Raw genomic sequence first — 17,171 nt, 5'->3', positions numbered from 1 at the left:
CCCTCGTCACGCCGCGGGGGCGACCGCGCGGGATGCCGGCTGCCGCGTGAGGACGAAGACGCCGAGGGCGGCGGCGAAGATGACGGCACCGAATGCCGCCGCGATCCCCAGCACGAGGCCGAATCCGCCCCGGTCGTGCAGCAGGGCGATCATCGGCACCACGAACCCGCTGATGGTGAAGCCGAGGAAGTAGCGCACGCTGTAGGCCCTGGCGCGGTAGAGCGGGGGCACGTAGCGGGCCACCATCGCGTCGTTGATCACGACCTGCCCGTAGAGGGCCGCCATCGTCAGCACGAGGCCGGCCAGGAGCGGGACGCCCGTGCTCGCCGCCGCGAGGCCGAGGCCGAGGGGCTGCAGGACGGACAGGCCGAGGAAGAGGACCGGCAGGCTGTAGCGGTCGATCAGGCGGCCCATCAGCAGTTGGGTCAGGGCACCGAAAACGAAGACGAGCGTGGCCACCGATCCGATCAGCAGCAGGGGCAGCCCATCGCCGACGCGCTCGTCGACCACCTTTGGCAGGGCGATCGTGGTGATGTTGAAGGTCATCCCGCCCGCCACGATCGCGAAGGCGAACACCAGCAGAAGCGGGATCGGGCGCGCGACCGGGATGACGGGCTTTGCCCCGGCTTGGCCCTGCGATCCGGTGCCGTCGCCGGGCACGAGGGCCAGGAACGCCGCCCCACAGGCGAGGCAGAACAGGCCCGGCACGACGAAGGCCGCCTGCCAACCGAATGCCGTGGCGAGGAGCGCCGTCACACCGGAGGCTGTGGCGGCCCCGAGATTACCCCAGACGCCGTTCACGCCGAGGTCGCGCCCCAGGCGACGGGCATGGCTCACCAGCATGGTGGAGCCGACGGGGTGATAGATGGCCGAGGCGAGCCCGAGCACGCAGAGCCACACCATGAACGCCGTCGGGTTGCCGGCGCTCGCCACGCCGAAGCAGGAGAGGCCGTAGCCGAAGAAGAAGATCGCCAGCAGGGTGCGGCGCCCGAATCGGTCGGCGAGCCAGCCCATCGGCAGGGCGCAGAGCCCGAAGGCCACGAAGGCGCCGGTGGCGAGCTGGATCAGTTCGCCGTAGCTCAGGCCCGTCTGCGTCGCGATCGCGATCACCGCGGTGGGGTAGATCAGCAGGACGAAGTGGTCGAGGGCATGCGCCACGTTGACGAAGCGCAGAGTCCGACGGGACAGGGTTTCGGCGTCCATCGGTCGGGCCTCTCCTCCGGCAGGAATCCTCCCGGGCTGCGGCTGGTGCTGACGCACCGGCCGCCTTCCGCAGGGACTTGCCTCCCGTTTATCTGACCCGTTGAATGGCGTCGGGCCGAATGTGTACGCGATCGGGCCAGGGAGACGCCGATGCGCTCGATCCGGGCGGAAGATTACCAGGTTGTCCCGCGTGCGGTCGCGGTGATGCCCAAAACCTTCGCGGCCGGCAGCAGCACGGACTGGCACCACCATCCGCGGGCCCAGTTCCTCTACGCCACCGCCGGTCTGATGATGGCCACGGCGGAGGCTGGGACCTGGGTCGTGCCGGAAGGCCATGCCCTGTGGATTCCGCCGGGCCTGCCGCACGCCGTCGTCATGCACGGAGATGTGGCGATGTGCTCGGCCTATCTTGCACGGGATGCGATTGCCGGCTTTCCCGGTCGGGCCCGGGTGATCGAAGTCTCGGCCCTCCTCGCTGCGGCGCTGGTCGCCCTCACGAACGAGCCTGTGCTCTACGACGAGACCGGCCGGGGCGGGCACCTGGAAGCCATCATTCTCGACGAGATCGGACGCGCCCCCGAGACGCGCCTGACCCTGCCCCTGCCACGCGATGCCCGGCTCCGCCGGGTCTGCCTCGGGTTGATCGACGACCCGGCGGGAGCACGCGATCTCGATGCCTGGGCCGAGTGGGCGGGCCTGAGCCGCCGGACGCTGACGCGAGGATTCCGCCGGGAGACGGGTCTGACCTTCGGGCAATGGCGGGCGAGGGCCCGGGTCGTTCGGGCCCTCGCCCTCGCGGTCGATGGACAGGCGCCGCGCCAGGTGGCGGCCTCGGTCGGCTACCGCAGCCTCCAGGCCTTGCGGAGCCGGACACAGGCCCTGGTCGGCGGTGCGTGGGATGCCTGACGGGATCTCCCGTCCCGGCGGCGGCGTCCGGTGCCGCTGGCGAAGCGCATGAAAAAGCCCGCCCGGGCAAGACCGGGCGGGCGTCCTGATAGTGCTGTCGGCGTCAGGCGATCAGCAATCGTCGCCCTTCTTGCCGATCTCCTGGTTCGCGCCGGCATTGTTCATGGCACCCACCGTCCCGGGCGAGGCCGGCTGCTGGCCGCCCGCGAGGTTCTTGCTGGATGTGCCGACGCCGCCGCCCTGGTCGTTCTTGGCCTCCGAACCAGGCTTATCACCGACCATCTGGTTGGCGCCGACGTTGTTCATCGCGCCGACCGTTCCGGGGGAGGCGGGCTGCTGGCCGCCCGCGAGGTTCTTGCTGCCCTGATCGGCCGTCGAGCTCTTGTCGTTCATCGTCTGCTGGCCCGGGCTGGTGCCCTTCGTCGAACCGGTGTTGCAGGGCGCGGCGAGCGCGGTCCCGGCCGTGATCGCGAAAATGGCAGCGGCTCCGGCAATCGTCGAGATTTTCACGTGGCGTTCCTCCGAGGGTGATGTCGGGAAGTATAATTCCGCGCCCGCGGATCGGTTCCCCGCCAGGATGGATCGTCCGGCAATAGAAATTGCCAACATGTCTCTGCATATCTCTGCCGCGCGTGCGCGATCGCCTGCACGCCGACGCCTGTCGCCCAATATCATGGCGCGGCGACAGTCTCTTTTTCGCAGCCGGCATTATTCGGTTGCCGGCAAGATCGTTCAGCCCTGGGCTCGGCCAATGCGCCGGTTGATGAAGACCCACGGGGCCGGCTCTTTGTTCTGTCACGCCCTCTCGACGCTGTTTTCGGGTCCGGATCGGTGCCGACGGCGCAGCTTCGTCCGCCCGATCTCCCTAGCAGTGGCGCCCCGCGCTGAGGCGGAAAGCCGAGCGAGCCCACTCGGCCGGAATCGCCCACCGGCCGACGCAAATATCCGCTAGAGGCTGGGTATCCGGCCCGACGCCGCGAAGAGGTTCGCCATGTCAGATATCATGCCCTCAGATATCCTGCCCTCAGATATCCTGCCCGAAGCCGTACCCGAAGCCTTCGATCCCCAGCCTGCCGCGGACCTGCTGCTGGCCGCCTATCGCGCGGGGCGGCAGCTCGTTGAACTGCCCGAGGCCGTACGTCCGCGCACGATGTCCGAGGGCTACGACGTCCAGGACCGACTCGTGGCTGCGCTCGGTGCGGAGTCTGCTGGCTGGAAGCTCGCCATCGGCAGCCACAAGGGCAAGCGCGGGTCGGGAGTCGGCCGCTCCATCGCCGGGCGGGTGCTGCGGGACCGGCTCCATGGGAACGGGGCCCGACTGCAGATGCCGCATGCCGGGGCGGTGACGATCGAGTTCGAGATCGCCTACGGAATCGCCCGTGACATCGCCCCCGACGCTCCCGTGGTTCCGGCGGCCGAGGTCGTCGGCGAGACCCGGGCGGCGTTCGAGCTCGTGCTGTCTCGCTACGTCGACCGCCGTGCTGTTGGCTGGCCGAGCTTCGCGGCCGACAATTCGGCTTTCCAGGCCCTGGTGCTCGGCCCCGTGCTGGCCACGGGAGACCTCGCCGAAGTGGCACGCAGCCTCGTGGTCGAAGTCGACGGCGTGGAGCGGGTCCGGGCCGTCACGGGGGAGGACGAGACGGATCCCCTGTCCGCACTCACCGACCTGATGGCCGTGGCGCGCGAGCGCGGCATGACGATCCCGGCCGGCAGCCTCGTCTCCACGGGTACGCTCTCGGTGCCCTTCGACCTGACCGGCCCGGGTCGGATCACGGCCCGGTTCCTCGGCCAAAGCCTCGGGTTCACGCTCCTGCCGGTTTGACCGGATCGCTCGCGGAGCACTCGGCCTCCGCCGCCCGCCGTGCCGCGCAGTCCGCCCGGATCTCGGCGCTCGATGCCCCCAGGGCCGGCGGCATGTGGCGGACGGGCAGGCGCTCCCCGTCGAGGCGAAAGGGTGGGGCGAGGACGTAGGCAGCAGGGACATGGGCGGCAGGGGCATAGGCGGCAGGGACATGGGCGGCGGGATCGGCGTCGCCGCCCTGCGGCAGCACGAGATTGCCGGCGCGGGCGCGGTCGGAGGTCAGGGCCTCGTGCAGGCCCAGGACCTCGCCGCAGGGGATACCGGCTGCGTCCAGCCGGGCGATGAGGTCGGCTCGGGTCCAGCGGGCCAGTTCGGCCTCGATCGCCGGCAGGAACTGCGCGCGGTTGCGTGAGCGCTCCAGGTTCGTGGCGAAGCGCGGGTCCGCGGCGAGGTCCGGTCGCTCCAGGACCGCCTCGCAAAGGCGGCGGTACTGCCCGTTGTTGCCTACCGCCAGCACGATGGGCCCGTCGCCGGCCTGGAACACGCCGTAGGGGGCGATGGACGGATGGGCGTTGCCGGCGCGGACAGGATCGTGCCCGCGCACCATCGCCTCCAGCCCGCAATAGGCGGTGAGCGCCAATCCGCAATCGAACAGGGCGAGCTCGATGTGGCGCCCGCGCCCGGTGCGCTCGCGCTCGAACAGGGCGGCGAGCACCCCTTGGGCCGCGTATTGCCCCGTGAAGAGGTCGACCGCCGCGAGGCCGAACTTGAGGGGCGGCCGCTCGGCCTCGCCGTTGAGCGCCATCAGGCCGGCCTCGCCCTGGACCACGATGTCGTAGCCCGGGCGGGTCGCCTCCGGCCCGTCCGAGGCGTAGCCGGAGATCGAGCAGTAGATCAGGCGCGGATTCTCGGCGCTCAAGGTCGCGTAACCGAGGCCGAGGCGGTCGGCGCCCCCGGTCTTGAAGTTCTGCACCACCACGTCGCAGGTGCGGGCGAGGTCGCGCGCCACGGCGAGGCCCTCCGGGGTGGCAAGGTCGAGGGTGATCGAGCGCTTGTTGCGGTTGGCGGCGTCGAAGTACGAGGTGTTGCTGGGCCCCGTGCGCAGGCCCCAGTCGCGGGTGTCGTCGCCGCGTTCCGGATGCTCGACCTTGATCACCTCGGCGCCGAGGTCGCCGAGGCACATGGCGCTCCAGGGCCCGGCGAGCACGCGCGAGAGGTCGAGGACGCGGATGCCGTCGAGCGGCAGAGGCCGCGCAGGAGAGCGGGGGCCGTCATCGCGCGCCGTCGTCTCGACCATGGTCCGTTCCTCTCTCGTGCGGGCGGCATCCGTTCCGGCATCCGGGGCGCCGCTTCAAGCCGCGCCTGTCTATCAGGTTCGGTCCCGACCCCGGAACCGATTCCGGGCCGGACAGGTGGCCTCTCGGACGGGGCCTGATAGGATTGCCGAAACACAGAAACCCGAGGAACCGCCCATGAACGCCCCGACGCGCCCGCCCGGCTCCGCTGCGCCCACCGCCCCCGCCTCGGCGAGCTTCGCCTGGGACGACCCCTTCCTCCTCGACGACCAGCTCACCGAGGACGAGCGCGCGATCCACGAGGCCGCCCGGGCCTTCGCGCAGGAGGAGCTGCTGCCCGGCATCGTCGAGGCCTACGCGCACGAGACCAGCAACCCGGAGCTGTTCCGGAAGATGGGCGAACGCGGGCTCCTCGGCGTCACCCTGCCGGAGGCCTACGGCGGCGCCGGCGCCTCCTACGTCGCCTACGGCCTCGTGGCCCGCGCCGTCGAGGCGGTGGATTCCGGCTACCGCTCGATGATGAGCGTGCAATCCTCCCTGGTGATGTATCCGATCCACGCCTACGGCTCGGAGGCGCAGCGCCAGAAATTCCTGCCCAAGCTCGCCGCGGGGGCGTGGATCGGCTGCTTCGGCCTGACCGAGCCCGATGCCGGCTCGGATCCCGCCGGCATGAAGACGCGGGCGGTGAAGGTCGACGGCGGCTACCGCCTGTCGGGAGCCAAGATGTGGATCTCGAACGCGCCCTTCGCCGACGTCTTCGTGGTCTGGGCGAAGTCCGACGCCCACGACGACGCGATCCGGGGCTTCATCCTGGAGAAGGGCATGAAGGGCCTCTCCGCGCCGACCCTGAAGGGCAAGCTCTCCCTGCGCGCCTCCACCACGGGCGAGATCGTGATGGAGGATGTCGAGGTTGGCGAGGACGCGCTCCTGCCCAACGTCTCGGGCCTGAAGGGACCGTTCGGCTGCCTGAACCGAGCCCGCTACGGCATCGCCTGGGGCGCCATGGGGGCGGCGGAGGACTGCTGGCACCGGGCCCGGTCCTACACCCTGGAGCGCAAGCAGTTCGGCCGGCCGCTGGCTCAGACCCAGCTCGTGCAGAAAAAGCTCGCCGACATGCAGACCGAGATCGCCCTCGGGTTCCAGGCCGCCCTGCGAGTCGGGCGCCTGTTCGACGAAGGCCGGATGGCGCCCGAGATGATCTCGCTGATCAAGCGCAACAATTGCGGCAAGGCGCTCGACATCGCCCGGGTCGCCCGCGACATGCACGGCGGCAACGGCATCATGGGCGAGTACCACGTGATGCGTCATGCCCAGAACCTTGAGACGGTGAACACCTACGAAGGCACGCACGACGTGCACGCGCTGATCCTCGGCCGGGCGCAGACGGGCCTGCAGGCCTTCTTCTGACGGAGCCGTCGGGACGCGGCGGGTCCACATCCGCATCACGCCGCGTCCCTGGTCTTCCTCGGAAAGGACTGGCATCGTTTCTCGGGGAGAGGATACCGCGCCGTGGCTCAGAGGGACGTGATGCCGTCGCCATCCCGGCGCCTGGGTCGCCCGCCGCGCGGGACCGAGGGCGACGTGCTGCTGCGCGTCCTCGACGCCGCCCGGGTCGTATTCCTCACCGAGGGCTTCGAGGCGGCGAGCATCGACGCCATCGCGGGCTCGGCCGGCCTCTCGAAGAAGACGATCTACGCGCGCTTCGCCTCGAAGGTCGATCTCTTCGAAGCCGTGTGCGTGCGCTTCATCGAGGAGAACGTGCCCTCCATCGAGAAGGTGGCGGCGGAAGCCGGATCAGTGGAGGAGCGCCTCCACCGCATCGCCCTGGCGATCCTCGAGACCGTGGTCACGCCGGACTGCATCGCGTTCCGGCGGGTGATGGTGGCCGAGGCCGGACGCTTCCCGGAATTCGCCCGGGCCCTCCACGATTTCGGACTGGCGCGGGTGGTGCCCCTGGTGGAGCGCTGCCTGGAGGACGGCGTGCGCTCCGGTGCGATCGCGGTGGACGATGTCCGGCACGCGGCCGATGCCTTCCTGGGCCTGACCATCCGGGGATTCGTCGACCGGACGGAGCTGGGCCTGGAGCGGCCTGGTATGACCCACGTCAAGCGCACGACGCTGAAGCGCTCGCTCGATTTCTTCCTGCGGGCGTGCCGGCCCTGATCCGCGGTCAGGCGGCCGGCGGGGCAGGGCGCCGGAGGCCGGCCGCCAGGGGCAGCGCCCCGGCACAGAGCGCCGCCATGCTCCAGAACGCATCCGCCCCGAACCGCCCGTAGAGCCACCCGGACAGGCCGGTCAGGACGGTGTTGGCGAGCCCGAGGCCGAGAGTCGCGTAGAGGGTCTGCGCAGTGGCGCCGCCGCGGGCGGGCACGAGGTCGGCCAGGAGGCGCATATTCGCCAGATGCAGCAGCGCGAAGGTGAAGCCGTGCAGCGCCTGGCCGATCGCCAGCATCGGCACCGCCACCGTCGTCGCCATGATCGCCCAGCGTAGGATCCCGGCACCGGCCGCCAGCATCGCAGCCCCGGCGGTGCCCAGGCGCTCCAGCAGCCAGGAGCCGCACAGGACGAACACCACGACCTCCGAGAGCACGGCCAGGGACCAGAGCAGGCTGACGGTGCCGGGGCCGAGGCCCGCCGCGCGCCAGCGGATCACCGCGAAGGCCTCGTGCAGGGCGTGGCTGCCGATGACGAGGGCCGCCACTAGGAGCACCCGCCGGAAGAGTGGAACCGCGAGCAGGTCACGCAGGGCGTTGCGGGTGGGCGCCTCCGGAAGCGGCGAACTCGGGTGCCCGATCCGTGGGGTCGCGGGCACCCGGCGGACGGCGAGGGCGGTGAGCAGGAACAGCAGGCCGCTCGACACCAGGATGCTGGGCAATCCGGCCCAGGCGACCGCCTGACCGGATACCAGGGTCGCCAGGATGAAGGCGGCCGAACCAGCGCCCCGGACCCAGCCATACGCGAAGGTCTTCTCCCGCTCCATCGCCGCGAGGGTGAGGGCGTCGGCCAGGGGCGCGAGGGCTGCGAGGGCGACGGCCTGCGCCAGGCCCAGGACGAGGAGCGCGGGAAAACCGTGCCCCAGGAGGGTGGCGAAGGCGAGGAGCCCGGCAGCGGCGGCTCCGGCGGCCAGGACAGCCCGGGTGGCGTCGAGGCGATCCGCGATCCGCCCCGCCACCGGTCCGGCCACGAGCCGCATCAGCGTTCCGGCGGCGAGAACGATCCCGATCTCGGAGGCGTCGAGCCCGCGCGCGTCGAGGAAGCTCGGGAGGAAGGGCGAGACCATCCCGTAGGCGGCGTAGAGGCAGCCCTGCAGGGAGACGAAGGCCGTAAAGGAGCCGCGCCCGGACCAGGCAGGGGGACCGCGCATCCGTCCAGCCTCCGTTCGTGCGCTCTGGGCCTCGGACTCCGCGTCCGGTTCCTCAGGGTGGCTCGACCCTCAGGGGGCCTTGGAAGGCGGGAAGGCGGTGCCGGGGCAGTTGGCGGCCAGCCCGGTCTCGCCGACGCGGTCGGGCGCGCAGGCGGGAATGGCCGGACGTCCGCCATTCTCGATGCGCGCCTCCTGCAGGCGGTCGTACTTCCAGAACCCGAGGCCGATCACCACCAGGATGGCCAGGAGGGCGGCACTCGCCAGGGGCAACCAGCGCGGCATCAGCGGGCGCTCGCGCCGGCTTCCGGCACAGGCTGGGTGTGGGCGGTGTCGCCGTGCTTGACGAAGGTGAACAGGATCACCCCCGCCAGGAGAGCGACGGCGGCGATGAAGACGGGGAACAGGCGACACATCGGGAGGAAACCACGCTGATAGGACGAACCGCCGAAATCGCGCCGGCGGGTGCGGGTAACGCGCGGGCCGGGTCCGCGGTCGCAGGGCGGGCCTCACAAATTCGGCGAAGCGCCCGTCAGGCCAGGGTCGTCACCCGCTGGCCGGCCTCGCCGTAGCCGAGGCGCGCCCCCTCGCGGTTGACGATTCCGAAGCGCAGGGTCGCCTCCTGGAGATAGTCGATGGCCGCGATGAGGGCGCGTCGCGCCGGCTCCACGGCCTCGGGCTCGTCGTCGGCCGGCGTCTCGGCGAAGTTGACGGCGGCGATCAGCACCCGGTCGCGCTCGTCCTCGATCCGGCGGTCGCGCTCGACGCGGCCCCGGATCTCCGTGTCGAAGGCCGCCACCACGGCGAAGGGGAAGTCGTCGCGGCGCGATCCCCGGGGATAGGCTAGGGTCAGGCGACGGGCGACGTCGGCCGCGCGCCGGACCTGATCCGCGAGCTTGGCCTCTGCTAGCTTGGCCTCTGCGAGCTTGGCGTCCATGGAACACTCCGGCGCTGACGGGGGCCGTCGGCGCGGGGGCAACGCACCGCATCCGGTCCCTGGTTCCGGCCGTGCACCAATGCCGCTCCACCGCGTTATCGCCCCATGACGCATCCCACTTCGACCGATCCAGCCCCGACCGATTCCGCACCGCGCCTCGGCTTCTGCTGCAAGTTCATCCTCGAACCGCCCTCCGAGCCCTTCAAGACCCTGAAGGCCGCCCGCGAGGCGACCCTGCAGATGAACCTCACCCACGCCACCATGGCGCACCTGAAGAGCCTCGCGCCCGCCGCGCGTCGGGACAAGCTCGAAGGCCTCGTGCGCCACAACCTCGGCGCCCTGGAGCGCCAGGTGACCTGGGTCGCCGCCCGCCCCGTGATCGAGCGCCTGCTGCGGATCGCCAGCAACGTCCTGCCCGGCTACACCCATGCGGTGGCGCAGGACATCTATGCCGAGCCCGAGATGCGCCGCCTCGTCGAGGACGGCCTCGCCCGGATCGGCGGGATCGCCCGGGCCGGGGCGGTGCGCCTGAGCTTCCATCCCGGCCCGTTCTGCGTCATCGCCTCGCAGAACCCGGCAGCCCAGCGCAACGGCATCGAGGAGCTGGAGCACCACGCCGAGCTCATGGCGATGCTCGGCTATGGCCAGGGTTGGCACCCGCACGGGGCTCACATCAACATCCATGTCGGTGCCCGTGACCCCGGCATCGAAGGGTTTCGCGCGAGCCTGCCGAAGCTCTCCCAGACCGCCCGCGATCTCTTGACCGTGGAGAACGATGAGAACTTCTTCGGCCTCGACACGGTGCTCGGCCTCGCCGACGTCGTGCCGGTGGTGCTCGACCTGCATCACCACTGGGTCGAGAGCCGGGGCGCGTATATCGAGCCCGACGATCCCCGCGTCGCGCGGGTGCGCGAGTCCTGGCGGGGCGTGCGCCCCGTGGCCCATATCAGCGTCTCACGCGAGGGCCTGCTGGAAGGGCACGCCGCCGACGCCCTGCCGGACTTTGCCGCCCTGACCGAGGCGGGTCACAACTGGCGCGATCTCGCGGCCCATTCGGACATGATGTGGAACCGGGCCGTGAATGCCCTGGTGGCCCGTCACATGACCTGGGCGGATTTCGAGATCGAGGCCAAATCCAAGAACATCGCCTCGGCCGGCATCGCCGCCGAGATCGCCGCAACCCTGCCAACGGCGCAGATCGAGGTGGCGGCCTGACAAGAAGGCCCTTGCGCGATCACCGCAACCCTGCCCACGGCGCCGATCGCGGTGGCAGCGCGAAAAGGGTCTCAGCCGCGCAGGAGTTTTCCGCGCGCCGTTCAATGCCCGTGGTCGTGATCGTGGCCGTCAGGCTCCGGCAAGCTCAAGCCGAAATGGCTGACGAGATCCTGCACCTGCCCCGGGCTGAGATGGCGCGGGTTGAGGTTGCGCAGGAGGAGGTAGAGCTTGGCCGTCTCTTCCAGCTCCTCGGTGGCGAAGACGGCATTTTCCAGGGTGGTGCCGGCTACCACCGGGCCGTGATTGGCCAGCAGAACCGAGGCGTAGCGACCGGCCAGACCCCGGATCGCATCCGCCACCGCCGGATCGCCGGGGCGATAGTACGGCACCAGGGCCGTGGCCCCGGCCCGCATCAGGTAATAGGGCGTCAGCGGCGGCAGCACCGCCTTCGGGTCGATCTCGGGCAGCATCGACACCGCCACCGCGTGGGTCGAGTGCAGGTGGACGATGGCGCGGGCCTCCGTTCGGCTGTCGTAGAGCGCCGCGTGCAGTGGGATCTCCTTCGTCGGTGCATGGCCCGAGACCAGGGTGCCGGCGGCGTCGAGGCGCGTGATCGTCGCCGGGTCGAGGAAGCCCAGCGAGGCGTTGGTCGGCGTCACCAGCCAGCCGCCGTCGTCGAGACGCAGGGAGATGTTGCCCGACGAACCCGGCGTCAGGCCGCGCTCGAACAACGAGCGGCCGAACCGGCAGATCTGCTCGCGAAGCTTCGATTCGCTCATGGGATACCTTCAGGTCACCGGAGGGCGGGGCGATCTCAGGCGGTGGCGCCCGCGATCAGTTCGTAGCCGAGATCGACGGTCTCGGCCGGGCCGTCGGCGGCGAGGCGCTCGGCGGCGGCGGCGCCGATCTCCAGGCGCGGCGTGCGGATGGTGGTCAGTGGCTGCGGCAGGGCGGCGGCGATGTCGAGGGCGTTGAAGCCGAACAGGGCGAGGCGTCCCGGCACCGCGATCCCGTCCGTCAGGCAGTGGAAGTAGCCGCCCAGCGCCATGTCGTCGTTGGAGAAGTAGACCGCGTCGAGGTCGGGCCGGCGGGCGACCAGCCGCGCCAGGGCTTCCCGCCCGGCCGCGGCCGAAGATGGTCCGGACGCGATCTCGCGCTCCGCCAGGGGACAGCCCGCCTCCTGAAGGGTTTCGCAGAACCCCGCGAGCCGCTTGGCGGCGCGGAGATCCTGCGTGATGTCGTGGCCAACATAGCCGATGCGTCGGTAGCCCCGCTCCAAAAGGTGCCGGGCGCTGTCGCAGCCCACCGCCCGGTTCGAGAATCCCACCACGATGTCGAGTCCGGCCCCGTCCGTGTCGATCATCTCGACGATGCGGATGCCGCTCGCCCGCAGGCGGGCGAGCGCGCCGGGCGTGTGCTCCAGACCGGTGACGATGAGGCCGGCAGGACGCCAGGAGAGGAGGGCGCCGATCAACGCCTCCTCGCGCTCGGGGTCGTAATCGGAGACCCCGATCACGCTCTGGAAGCCGCCGCGGTCGAGGACCGCCGTGGCGCCCCGCAGGAGGTCCGGAAACACGATGTTGGTGAGCGACGGGATCACGATGCCCACGAGCTTGGCCCCCGCCGTGGAGCCGGAGCCTGCCAGCATGCCGGCGAGGCGGTTCGGGACGTAGCCCAGGCGAGCCACCGCCTCCGCAACCCGATCCTGCGTAGCCTTCGAGAACGAGCCCTGGTTGCGCAGGACGCGCGAGACCGTGCTCTCGCCGACACCGGCTTCGCGGGCCACGTCGGACAGGGTCACGAGTCGGCGCTCGGGCTCCTGCAGGGACCTCTGGACGTTCATCGTCGACCTTCATCTCTGGTCCCGGGCTGCACAGCCCATAGCAAGCTTAGTCGAGCACAACAATCAGATTGGCAGCGCTGCCAACATCTGTTACGCAAGATGCAAGCGCTGCCAAGACGAGTAGTGCCGCGATAAGATGGTGCAACGCCAGAACGGCGACGCGCAAAGCGCGCCGGCAGGAGGAAACATGAGCGTGCAGGCCGCAACCGCGCGGGGCGTCGATGCGCCCGCAGCGGATTTCGTCGAACAGACCTATCGCAAAGTGTTCTGGCGGCTCGTGCCGTTCCTGATGCTCTGCTACGTGGTCGCCTATCTCGACCGCGTCAACGTGGGCTTTGCCAAGCTGCAGATGTCCCAGGAGCTCGGCTTCAGCGAGACCGTCTACGGCCTCGGCGCCGGCTTGTTCTTCATCGGCTACTTCCTGTTCGAGGTCCCCTCGAACGTGATCCTGCACCGGGTCGGTGCCCGGGTCTGGATCGCCCGCATCATGATCACCTGGGGCATCATCTCCGCCGGGTTCATGTTCGTGAACTCGGCCACCTCGTTCTACATCATGCGCTTCCTGCTCGGCTTGGCCGAGGCCGGCTTCTACCCGGGCGTGATCCTCTACACCACGACCTGGTTCCCGGCCCATCGTCGCGCCCGCGTGATCGCGGTGTTCATGTCGGCGATTCCCGTTTCCGGCATCTTCGGCAACCCGCTCTCCGGCTGGATCATGGACGCCTTCAACGGCGCCTACGGCCTGTCCGGCTGGCAGTGGATGTTCGTGGTCGAGGCGGTGCCGGCGGTGCTGGTGGGCCTCGCGGTGTTCTTCTACCTCGACAACCGTCCCTCCGAGGCCAAATGGCTCAATCCGGCGGAGCAGCAGGTCATCGAGCGCGATATCGCCGCCGACGGCGCCGGCAAGGAGCAGAGCCCGCATTCCATCGCCACTGTGTTCCGCAACGGCCGGATCTGGTTCATGAGCCTGATCTACTTCGCCTTCGTCACCGGCCAGTACGGCCTGACCTTCTGGATGCCGACCATCGTCAAGGCCTCGGGCATCCAGGGCAACCTGAACATCGGCCTCGTCAGCGCGATCCCGTTCCTGTTCGCGGTCTTCGTGATGATCCTGCTCGGCCGCAGTTCCGACCGGATGCGCGAGCGGCGCTGGCACCTCATCGTCCCCGCCCTCTGCGGCGCGGTGGGCTTCGTGGTCGCCGCGAGTGCGGGCAGCACCGTCGTGGCCATCGCGGCGCTCGCCGTGGCCGCCGGCGGCGTGCTCACCTGCGCGCCTCTGTTCTGGTCCCTGCCCACCGCTTTCCTCAGCGGCGCCGGGGCGGCCGCCGGCATCGCGCTGATCAACTCGGTGGGCAACCTCGCGGGCTTTGCCAGCCCCTACGTCATCGGCGCCCTGCGGGATTCCACCGGCAGCACCGCCGCCGGCATGTATGCCCTCGCCGGCATGCTGGTGATCGGCGCGGTCTGCGTGTTCGTTACTCCGAAGCACGTGGTCAATCGCTGAACCGCCGACGCCGGCGGCTCAGCCCCGCCGGCTTCTTTCCCGACAGGATACCCGACAGGTCCCCATGAGCAGCAACACCCAGACCCTGCGCGCCGCCGTCATCGGCCTCGGCTCCATGGGCGCCGGCATGGCCGGCGCGCTCCTGAGGGCCGGCTTCGAGGTTTTGGCCTGCGACGTGAACGCGGACGCCGTCGCGCGCTTTGCCGCGACCGGTGGGCGGGCGGCGGCGAACCCCGCGGCGGCGGCCGAGGGCGCCGACGTGGTGGTCTGCGTCGTGGTCAACGCCGCCCAGACCGAGGCCGTGCTGTTCGGGCCCGGCGGCGCCGCCGAAACCATGCGGGCGGGCGCTGTGTTCGTCTCCTCCGCCACCATGGACCCGGCCGTCGCCCGGCGCCTCGCGGCGCGTCTGGAGGAGACCGGCCGCCACTACCTCGACGCACCGATGAGCGGGGGCGCCGTGCGCGCAGCCGAAGGCGAACTCACCTTCCTGGCGTCCGGCACCAAGGCGGCCTTCGACGCGGCGCGCCTGGCCCTCGAGGCCATGGCCGGCAAGCTCTACGAGCTCGGCGACGCGGCCGGGCAGGGCGCCGCCTTCAAGATGATCAACCAGTTGCTCGCGGGCGTGCACATCGCCGCCGCCAGCGAGGCCATGAGCTTTGCCGCGAAGCAGGGCCTGGATCTCCGCAAGGTCTACGAGGTGATCACGGCCTCGGCCGGCAATTCCTGGATGTTCGAGAACCGCATGCCGCATGTCCTCGACGGTGATTACAGCCCGAAAAGCGCGGTCGACATCTTCGTCAAGGATCTCGGCATCGTGCAGGACATGGCGCGGGCGGAAAAATATCCTGTACCGGTCGCAGCCGCCGCGCTGCAGATGTTCCTGATGGCGTCCGGCTCCGGCATGGGCCGGGACGACGACGCCTCGGTGGCCCGCCTCTACGCGCAGGTGGCCGGGGTCACCCTGCCGTCGTCCAAGGCCTGAAGGGAAACCGAGACCATGCCGCGCTTTGCCGCCAATCTCACCCTGATGTTCACCGAACACGCCTTTCTCGACCGCTTCGCGGCGGCGGCGCAGGCGGGCTTCACCGCCGTGGAGTTCCTGTTCCCCTACGACCATCCGCCCGAGGCCATCGCCGAGCGTCTGGCGCGGTTCGGGCTGACCCAGGCCTTGTTCAACCTGCCGCCGGGCGACTGGGCGGCGGGCGAGCGTGGCCTCGCCGCCCTGCCGGATCGGTTCGCCGAGCTGCAGGCGGGCGTCGAGACCGGGCTGACCTACGCGCAGGCCACGGGCGTCGCCCGGGTTCACCTCATGGCCGGCATGGCCGATGCCGCCGATCCCCAGCCGCAAGCAGCCTATCGCCGGGCCGTGGCCTGGACGGCCGAGCGCGTGGCGCGCGAAGGGCTCGACCTTGTGCTGGAGCCGATCAATGCCCGCAACATGCCGGGCTATTTCCTCAACGACTTCGGCAACGCCGCCCGCCTGATCACGGACCTCGCCCTGCCGAACCTGAAGCTTCAGTTCGACCTCTACCACTGCCAGATCCTGCACGGGGACGTGACCACCCGCCTGCGCGACCTGATGCCGATGGTCGGGCACGTTCAGACCGCCAGCGTCCCGGCCCGGCACGAGCCCGGCACCGGCGAGATGAACGACGCCTTCCTCTTCGCCGAGCTCGACCGGCTCGGCTACGCGGGCTTCGTCGGCTGCGAGTACAACCCGGCCGCCGGCACGGAGGCGGGCCTGCGCTGGTTCGAGCCCTATCGCGCCTCGCAGGTCCGGGAGGCCGGCCGATGAGCCTCGCCCTCGGATCGGTGGCCGACGATTATACCGGCGCCTCGGACCTCGCCAACACGCTCACCAAGGGGGGGCTGCGCACGGTGCAGACCATCGGCATCCCCACCGACGACCTGGATCTGGCCGGCGTCGACGCCGTGGTGGTGGCCCTGAAGAGCCGCTCCATCCCGGCCGCGGAGGCCGTGGTGCGCTCCCGTGCGGCCGAGGCCTGGTTGCGCGGACAGGGCGCCGCCCACGTCTTGTTCAAGATCTGCTCGACCTTCGATTCCACTGATGCGGGGAATATCGGCCCCGTCCTGGACGCCCTGCGCGGCGATGCCGGCGAAACCATCGCCCTGGTCACCCCCGCCTTCCCGGAAACGGGGCGTACGGTCTACCAGGGCAACCTCTTCGTCGGCGCGGTGCCCCTGAACGAAAGCCCGCTGAAGGATCATCCCCTCAATCCGATGCGGGACGCCAATCTCGTGCGGGTGCTGGGCCGCCAGAGCGCATCGCCCGTGGGTCTGGTGGATTTCGCCACCGTGGCGCGGGGCGCCGAGGCCGTGGCCGCGCGCCTCGAGGCGCTCGCCGCCGAGGGCGCTGGCGCGGCGATCGCCGACGCCGTGCGGGAGGCCGACCTCGAGACCCTGGGCACGGCGGCGCTCGGCCATCGGGTCTCGGTGGGCGCCTCAGGCCTCGGCCTCGGCCTTGCCCGCGCCCTGGTCGCGGCCGGGCGTGCCTCGGCGCCGGACAGCGCGGCGGATCTCGGCGCGCCGGTGGGCGGGCTCTCCGCCTGCCTCGCCGGCAGCTGCTCGCAGGCGACCCTCGGCCAGATCGCGGCGGCCGAGGCTCTGATGCCGGTGCGCCGCCTCGATCCCGAGCGGGTGCTCGCGGGCGAGGCCGAGATCGAGGCCGCCCTGGCCTGGGCCGGCGCGCACATCGGGGGCGGCCCCGTCCTCATCGCCAGCAGTGCCGAGCCCGAGACCGTGCGGGCGCTCCAGGCCCGTCACGGCGGCGACCGGGTCGGCCACGCCCTAGAGGACGCGCTGGCCCGCATCGCGGAAGGCCTGGTGGCCCGCGGCGTGCGCCGCCTCGTCGTGGCGGGCGGCGAGACCTCGGGGGCGGTCGTGGACCGGCTCGGCCTAAAGGCCTTCCGGCTCGGTCCCGAGATCGCCGCCGGGGTGCCGGTGCTGCGCACTCTCGGGCAAGGGGCATCGGGCCCTGGCAATCCCATGCTGCTCGCTCTCAAATCGGGCAATTTCGGTGGGCGCGACTTCTTCCCCCGCGCCCTCGACCTGATGCGCTGACCCCCCATCCGGAGACAGACGACCC

Annotated in this window: 18 protein-coding genes; 9 read left to right on the top strand and 9 right to left on the bottom strand. The window is 70.7% G+C overall.

Features of this window, described 5'->3' with window-relative positions; genetic code table 11:
- Positions 1-6: 6 nt before the first annotated feature.
- Positions 7-1,203: an MFS transporter gene (locus tag AC0IY1_RS21760; protein ID WP_471772328.1), complete on the bottom strand. Its 1,197-nt coding sequence runs from the start codon at positions 1,201-1,203 to the stop codon at positions 7-9.
- Positions 1,204-1,353: 150 nt separating this feature from the next.
- Between AC0IY1_RS21760 and AC0IY1_RS21755 the strand changes: the two genes are divergently transcribed.
- A complete protein-coding gene (locus tag AC0IY1_RS21755) occupies positions 1,354-2,109 on the top strand; it encodes a helix-turn-helix domain-containing protein (protein ID WP_471772326.1) in 756 nt (251 codons plus the stop codon).
- 111 nt (positions 2,110-2,220) lie between these two features.
- Here the strand turns inward: AC0IY1_RS21755 and AC0IY1_RS21750 are convergent, their stop codons facing one another.
- Complete coding sequence (locus AC0IY1_RS21750) at positions 2,221-2,613, bottom strand: exopolysaccharide production protein YjbE (protein WP_471772383.1); 393 nt, start codon at positions 2,611-2,613, stop codon at positions 2,221-2,223.
- Positions 2,614-3,112: 499 nt separating this feature from the next.
- Between AC0IY1_RS21750 and AC0IY1_RS21745 the strand changes: the two genes are divergently transcribed.
- Positions 3,113-3,931, top strand: coding sequence for a fumarylacetoacetate hydrolase family protein (locus AC0IY1_RS21745; protein WP_471772324.1), 819 nt, complete (start codon positions 3,113-3,115; stop codon positions 3,929-3,931).
- On the opposite strand, the gene AC0IY1_RS21740 is transcribed toward AC0IY1_RS21745, so the two are convergent.
- Complete coding sequence (locus tag AC0IY1_RS21740; protein WP_471772321.1) at positions 3,912-5,207, bottom strand: CaiB/BaiF CoA transferase family protein; 1,296 nt, start codon at positions 5,205-5,207, stop codon at positions 3,912-3,914. The two genes, AC0IY1_RS21745 and AC0IY1_RS21740, sit on opposite strands and share 20 nt — an antisense overlap.
- 175 nt (positions 5,208-5,382) lie before the next feature.
- On the opposite strand from AC0IY1_RS21740, the gene AC0IY1_RS21735 reads away from it, so the two are divergent.
- Together AC0IY1_RS21735 and AC0IY1_RS21730 are read left to right on the top strand one after the other, a co-directional pair.
- The gene (locus AC0IY1_RS21735) at positions 5,383-6,612 is read left to right on the top strand and encodes an acyl-CoA dehydrogenase (protein WP_055951698.1); all 1,230 of its coding nucleotides are present in this window, start codon (positions 5,383-5,385) and stop codon (positions 6,610-6,612) included.
- A 102-nt stretch (positions 6,613-6,714) separates the two neighbouring features.
- Positions 6,715-7,368, top strand: coding sequence for a TetR/AcrR family transcriptional regulator (locus AC0IY1_RS21730; protein WP_471772319.1), 654 nt, complete (start codon positions 6,715-6,717; stop codon positions 7,366-7,368).
- Positions 7,369-7,375: 7 nt separating this feature from the next.
- Here the strand turns inward: AC0IY1_RS21730 and AC0IY1_RS21725 are convergent, their stop codons facing one another.
- From AC0IY1_RS21725 to AC0IY1_RS21710, 4 genes are all read right to left on the bottom strand, one after another.
- A complete protein-coding gene (locus AC0IY1_RS21725) occupies positions 7,376-8,569 on the bottom strand; it encodes an MFS transporter (RefSeq protein WP_471772318.1) in 1,194 nt (397 codons plus the stop codon).
- Between the two features lie 69 nt (positions 8,570-8,638).
- On the bottom strand, positions 8,639-8,851 hold the full coding sequence (locus AC0IY1_RS21720) for a hypothetical protein (protein WP_471772316.1): 213 nt from the start codon (positions 8,849-8,851) through the stop codon (positions 8,639-8,641).
- Positions 8,851-8,982 carry a hypothetical protein gene (locus AC0IY1_RS21715; RefSeq protein WP_471772313.1) on the bottom strand — a complete coding sequence of 44 codons (132 nt, stop codon included), beginning with the start codon at positions 8,980-8,982 and terminating at the stop codon, positions 8,851-8,853. The genes AC0IY1_RS21720 and AC0IY1_RS21715 overlap by 1 nt, the downstream gene beginning before the upstream one ends.
- A 116-nt stretch (positions 8,983-9,098) precedes the next feature.
- Positions 9,099-9,503 (bottom strand): hypothetical protein, encoded by a 405-nt coding sequence (locus tag AC0IY1_RS21710; RefSeq protein ID WP_103711830.1) that lies wholly within the window; start codon positions 9,501-9,503, stop codon positions 9,099-9,101.
- Between the two features lie 105 nt (positions 9,504-9,608).
- Between AC0IY1_RS21710 and AC0IY1_RS21705 the strand changes: the two genes are divergently transcribed.
- Positions 9,609-10,718, top strand: coding sequence for a UV damage endonuclease UvsE (locus AC0IY1_RS21705; protein ID WP_055951683.1), 1,110 nt, complete (start codon positions 9,609-9,611; stop codon positions 10,716-10,718).
- Between the two features lie 101 nt (positions 10,719-10,819).
- Here AC0IY1_RS21705 and otnC read toward each other — a convergent pair whose 3' ends face one another.
- Both otnC and AC0IY1_RS21695 read right to left on the bottom strand, forming a co-directional pair.
- Positions 10,820-11,497, bottom strand: a complete 678-nt coding sequence (otnC, locus tag AC0IY1_RS21700) for a 3-oxo-tetronate 4-phosphate decarboxylase (protein ID WP_055951680.1) — start codon at positions 11,495-11,497, stop codon at positions 10,820-10,822.
- Between the two features lie 35 nt (positions 11,498-11,532).
- On the bottom strand, positions 11,533-12,543 hold the full coding sequence (locus AC0IY1_RS21695; protein WP_055951757.1) for a LacI family DNA-binding transcriptional regulator: 1,011 nt from the start codon (positions 12,541-12,543) through the stop codon (positions 11,533-11,535).
- 205 nt (positions 12,544-12,748) lie between these two features.
- On the opposite strand from AC0IY1_RS21695, the gene AC0IY1_RS21690 reads away from it, so the two are divergent.
- The 4 genes from AC0IY1_RS21690 to otnK all read left to right on the top strand — a co-directional run bounded on the left by AC0IY1_RS21690 (position 12,749) and on the right by otnK (position 17,146).
- Positions 12,749-14,065, top strand: coding sequence for an MFS transporter (locus AC0IY1_RS21690; RefSeq protein ID WP_055951677.1), 1,317 nt, complete (start codon positions 12,749-12,751; stop codon positions 14,063-14,065).
- A 64-nt stretch (positions 14,066-14,129) separates the two neighbouring features.
- On the top strand, positions 14,130-15,047 hold the full coding sequence (ltnD, locus tag AC0IY1_RS21685; protein ID WP_471772312.1) for an L-threonate dehydrogenase: 918 nt from the start codon (positions 14,130-14,132) through the stop codon (positions 15,045-15,047).
- Positions 15,048-15,062: 15 nt separating this feature from the next.
- Positions 15,063-15,860, top strand: a complete 798-nt coding sequence (otnI, locus tag AC0IY1_RS21680; protein ID WP_471772310.1) for a 2-oxo-tetronate isomerase — start codon at positions 15,063-15,065, stop codon at positions 15,858-15,860.
- The gene (otnK, locus tag AC0IY1_RS21675) at positions 15,857-17,146 is read left to right on the top strand and encodes a 3-oxo-tetronate kinase (protein ID WP_471772308.1); all 1,290 of its coding nucleotides are present in this window, start codon (positions 15,857-15,859) and stop codon (positions 17,144-17,146) included. Before otnI ends, otnK begins: the two co-directional genes overlap by 4 nt.
- Positions 17,147-17,171 lie beyond the last annotated feature (25 nt).

It is taken from the genome of Methylobacterium sp. AC690 (assembly GCF_979256535.1).
This window is presented reverse-complemented; position numbering and strand designations above follow the sequence as displayed.

Bases quoted from the DNA above. Each gene is read 5' to 3' on its own strand.
- otnK (WP_471772308.1), top strand. From the start codon at position 15,857: ATGAGCCTCGCCCTCGGATCGGTGGCCGACGATTATACCGGCGCCTCG.
- AC0IY1_RS21725 (WP_471772318.1), bottom strand. From the start codon at position 8,569: ATGCGCGGTCCCCCTGCCTGGTCCGGGCGCGGCTCCTTTACGGCCTTC.
- AC0IY1_RS21705 (WP_055951683.1), top strand. From the start codon at position 9,609: ATGACGCATCCCACTTCGACCGATCCAGCCCCGACCGATTCCGCACCG.
- ltnD (WP_471772312.1), top strand. From the start codon at position 14,130: ATGAGCAGCAACACCCAGACCCTGCGCGCCGCCGTCATCGGCCTCGGC.
- AC0IY1_RS21715 (WP_471772313.1), bottom strand. From the start codon at position 8,982: ATGTGTCGCCTGTTCCCCGTCTTCATCGCCGCCGTCGCTCTCCTGGCG.
- AC0IY1_RS21735 (WP_055951698.1), top strand. From the start codon at position 5,383: ATGAACGCCCCGACGCGCCCGCCCGGCTCCGCTGCGCCCACCGCCCCC.
- AC0IY1_RS21755 (WP_471772326.1), top strand. From the start codon at position 1,354: ATGCGCTCGATCCGGGCGGAAGATTACCAGGTTGTCCCGCGTGCGGTC.
- otnI (WP_471772310.1), top strand. From the start codon at position 15,063: ATGCCGCGCTTTGCCGCCAATCTCACCCTGATGTTCACCGAACACGCC.
- AC0IY1_RS21745 (WP_471772324.1), top strand. From the start codon at position 3,113: ATGCCCTCAGATATCCTGCCCTCAGATATCCTGCCCGAAGCCGTACCC.
- AC0IY1_RS21740 (WP_471772321.1), bottom strand. From the start codon at position 5,207: ATGGTCGAGACGACGGCGCGCGATGACGGCCCCCGCTCTCCTGCGCGG.
- AC0IY1_RS21690 (WP_055951677.1), top strand. From the start codon at position 12,749: ATGAGCGTGCAGGCCGCAACCGCGCGGGGCGTCGATGCGCCCGCAGCG.
- AC0IY1_RS21760 (WP_471772328.1), bottom strand. From the start codon at position 1,203: ATGGACGCCGAAACCCTGTCCCGTCGGACTCTGCGCTTCGTCAACGTG.
- AC0IY1_RS21720 (WP_471772316.1), bottom strand. From the start codon at position 8,851: ATGCCGCGCTGGTTGCCCCTGGCGAGTGCCGCCCTCCTGGCCATCCTG.
- AC0IY1_RS21710 (WP_103711830.1), bottom strand. From the start codon at position 9,503: ATGGACGCCAAGCTCGCAGAGGCCAAGCTAGCAGAGGCCAAGCTCGCG.
- otnC (WP_055951680.1), bottom strand. From the start codon at position 11,497: ATGAGCGAATCGAAGCTTCGCGAGCAGATCTGCCGGTTCGGCCGCTCG.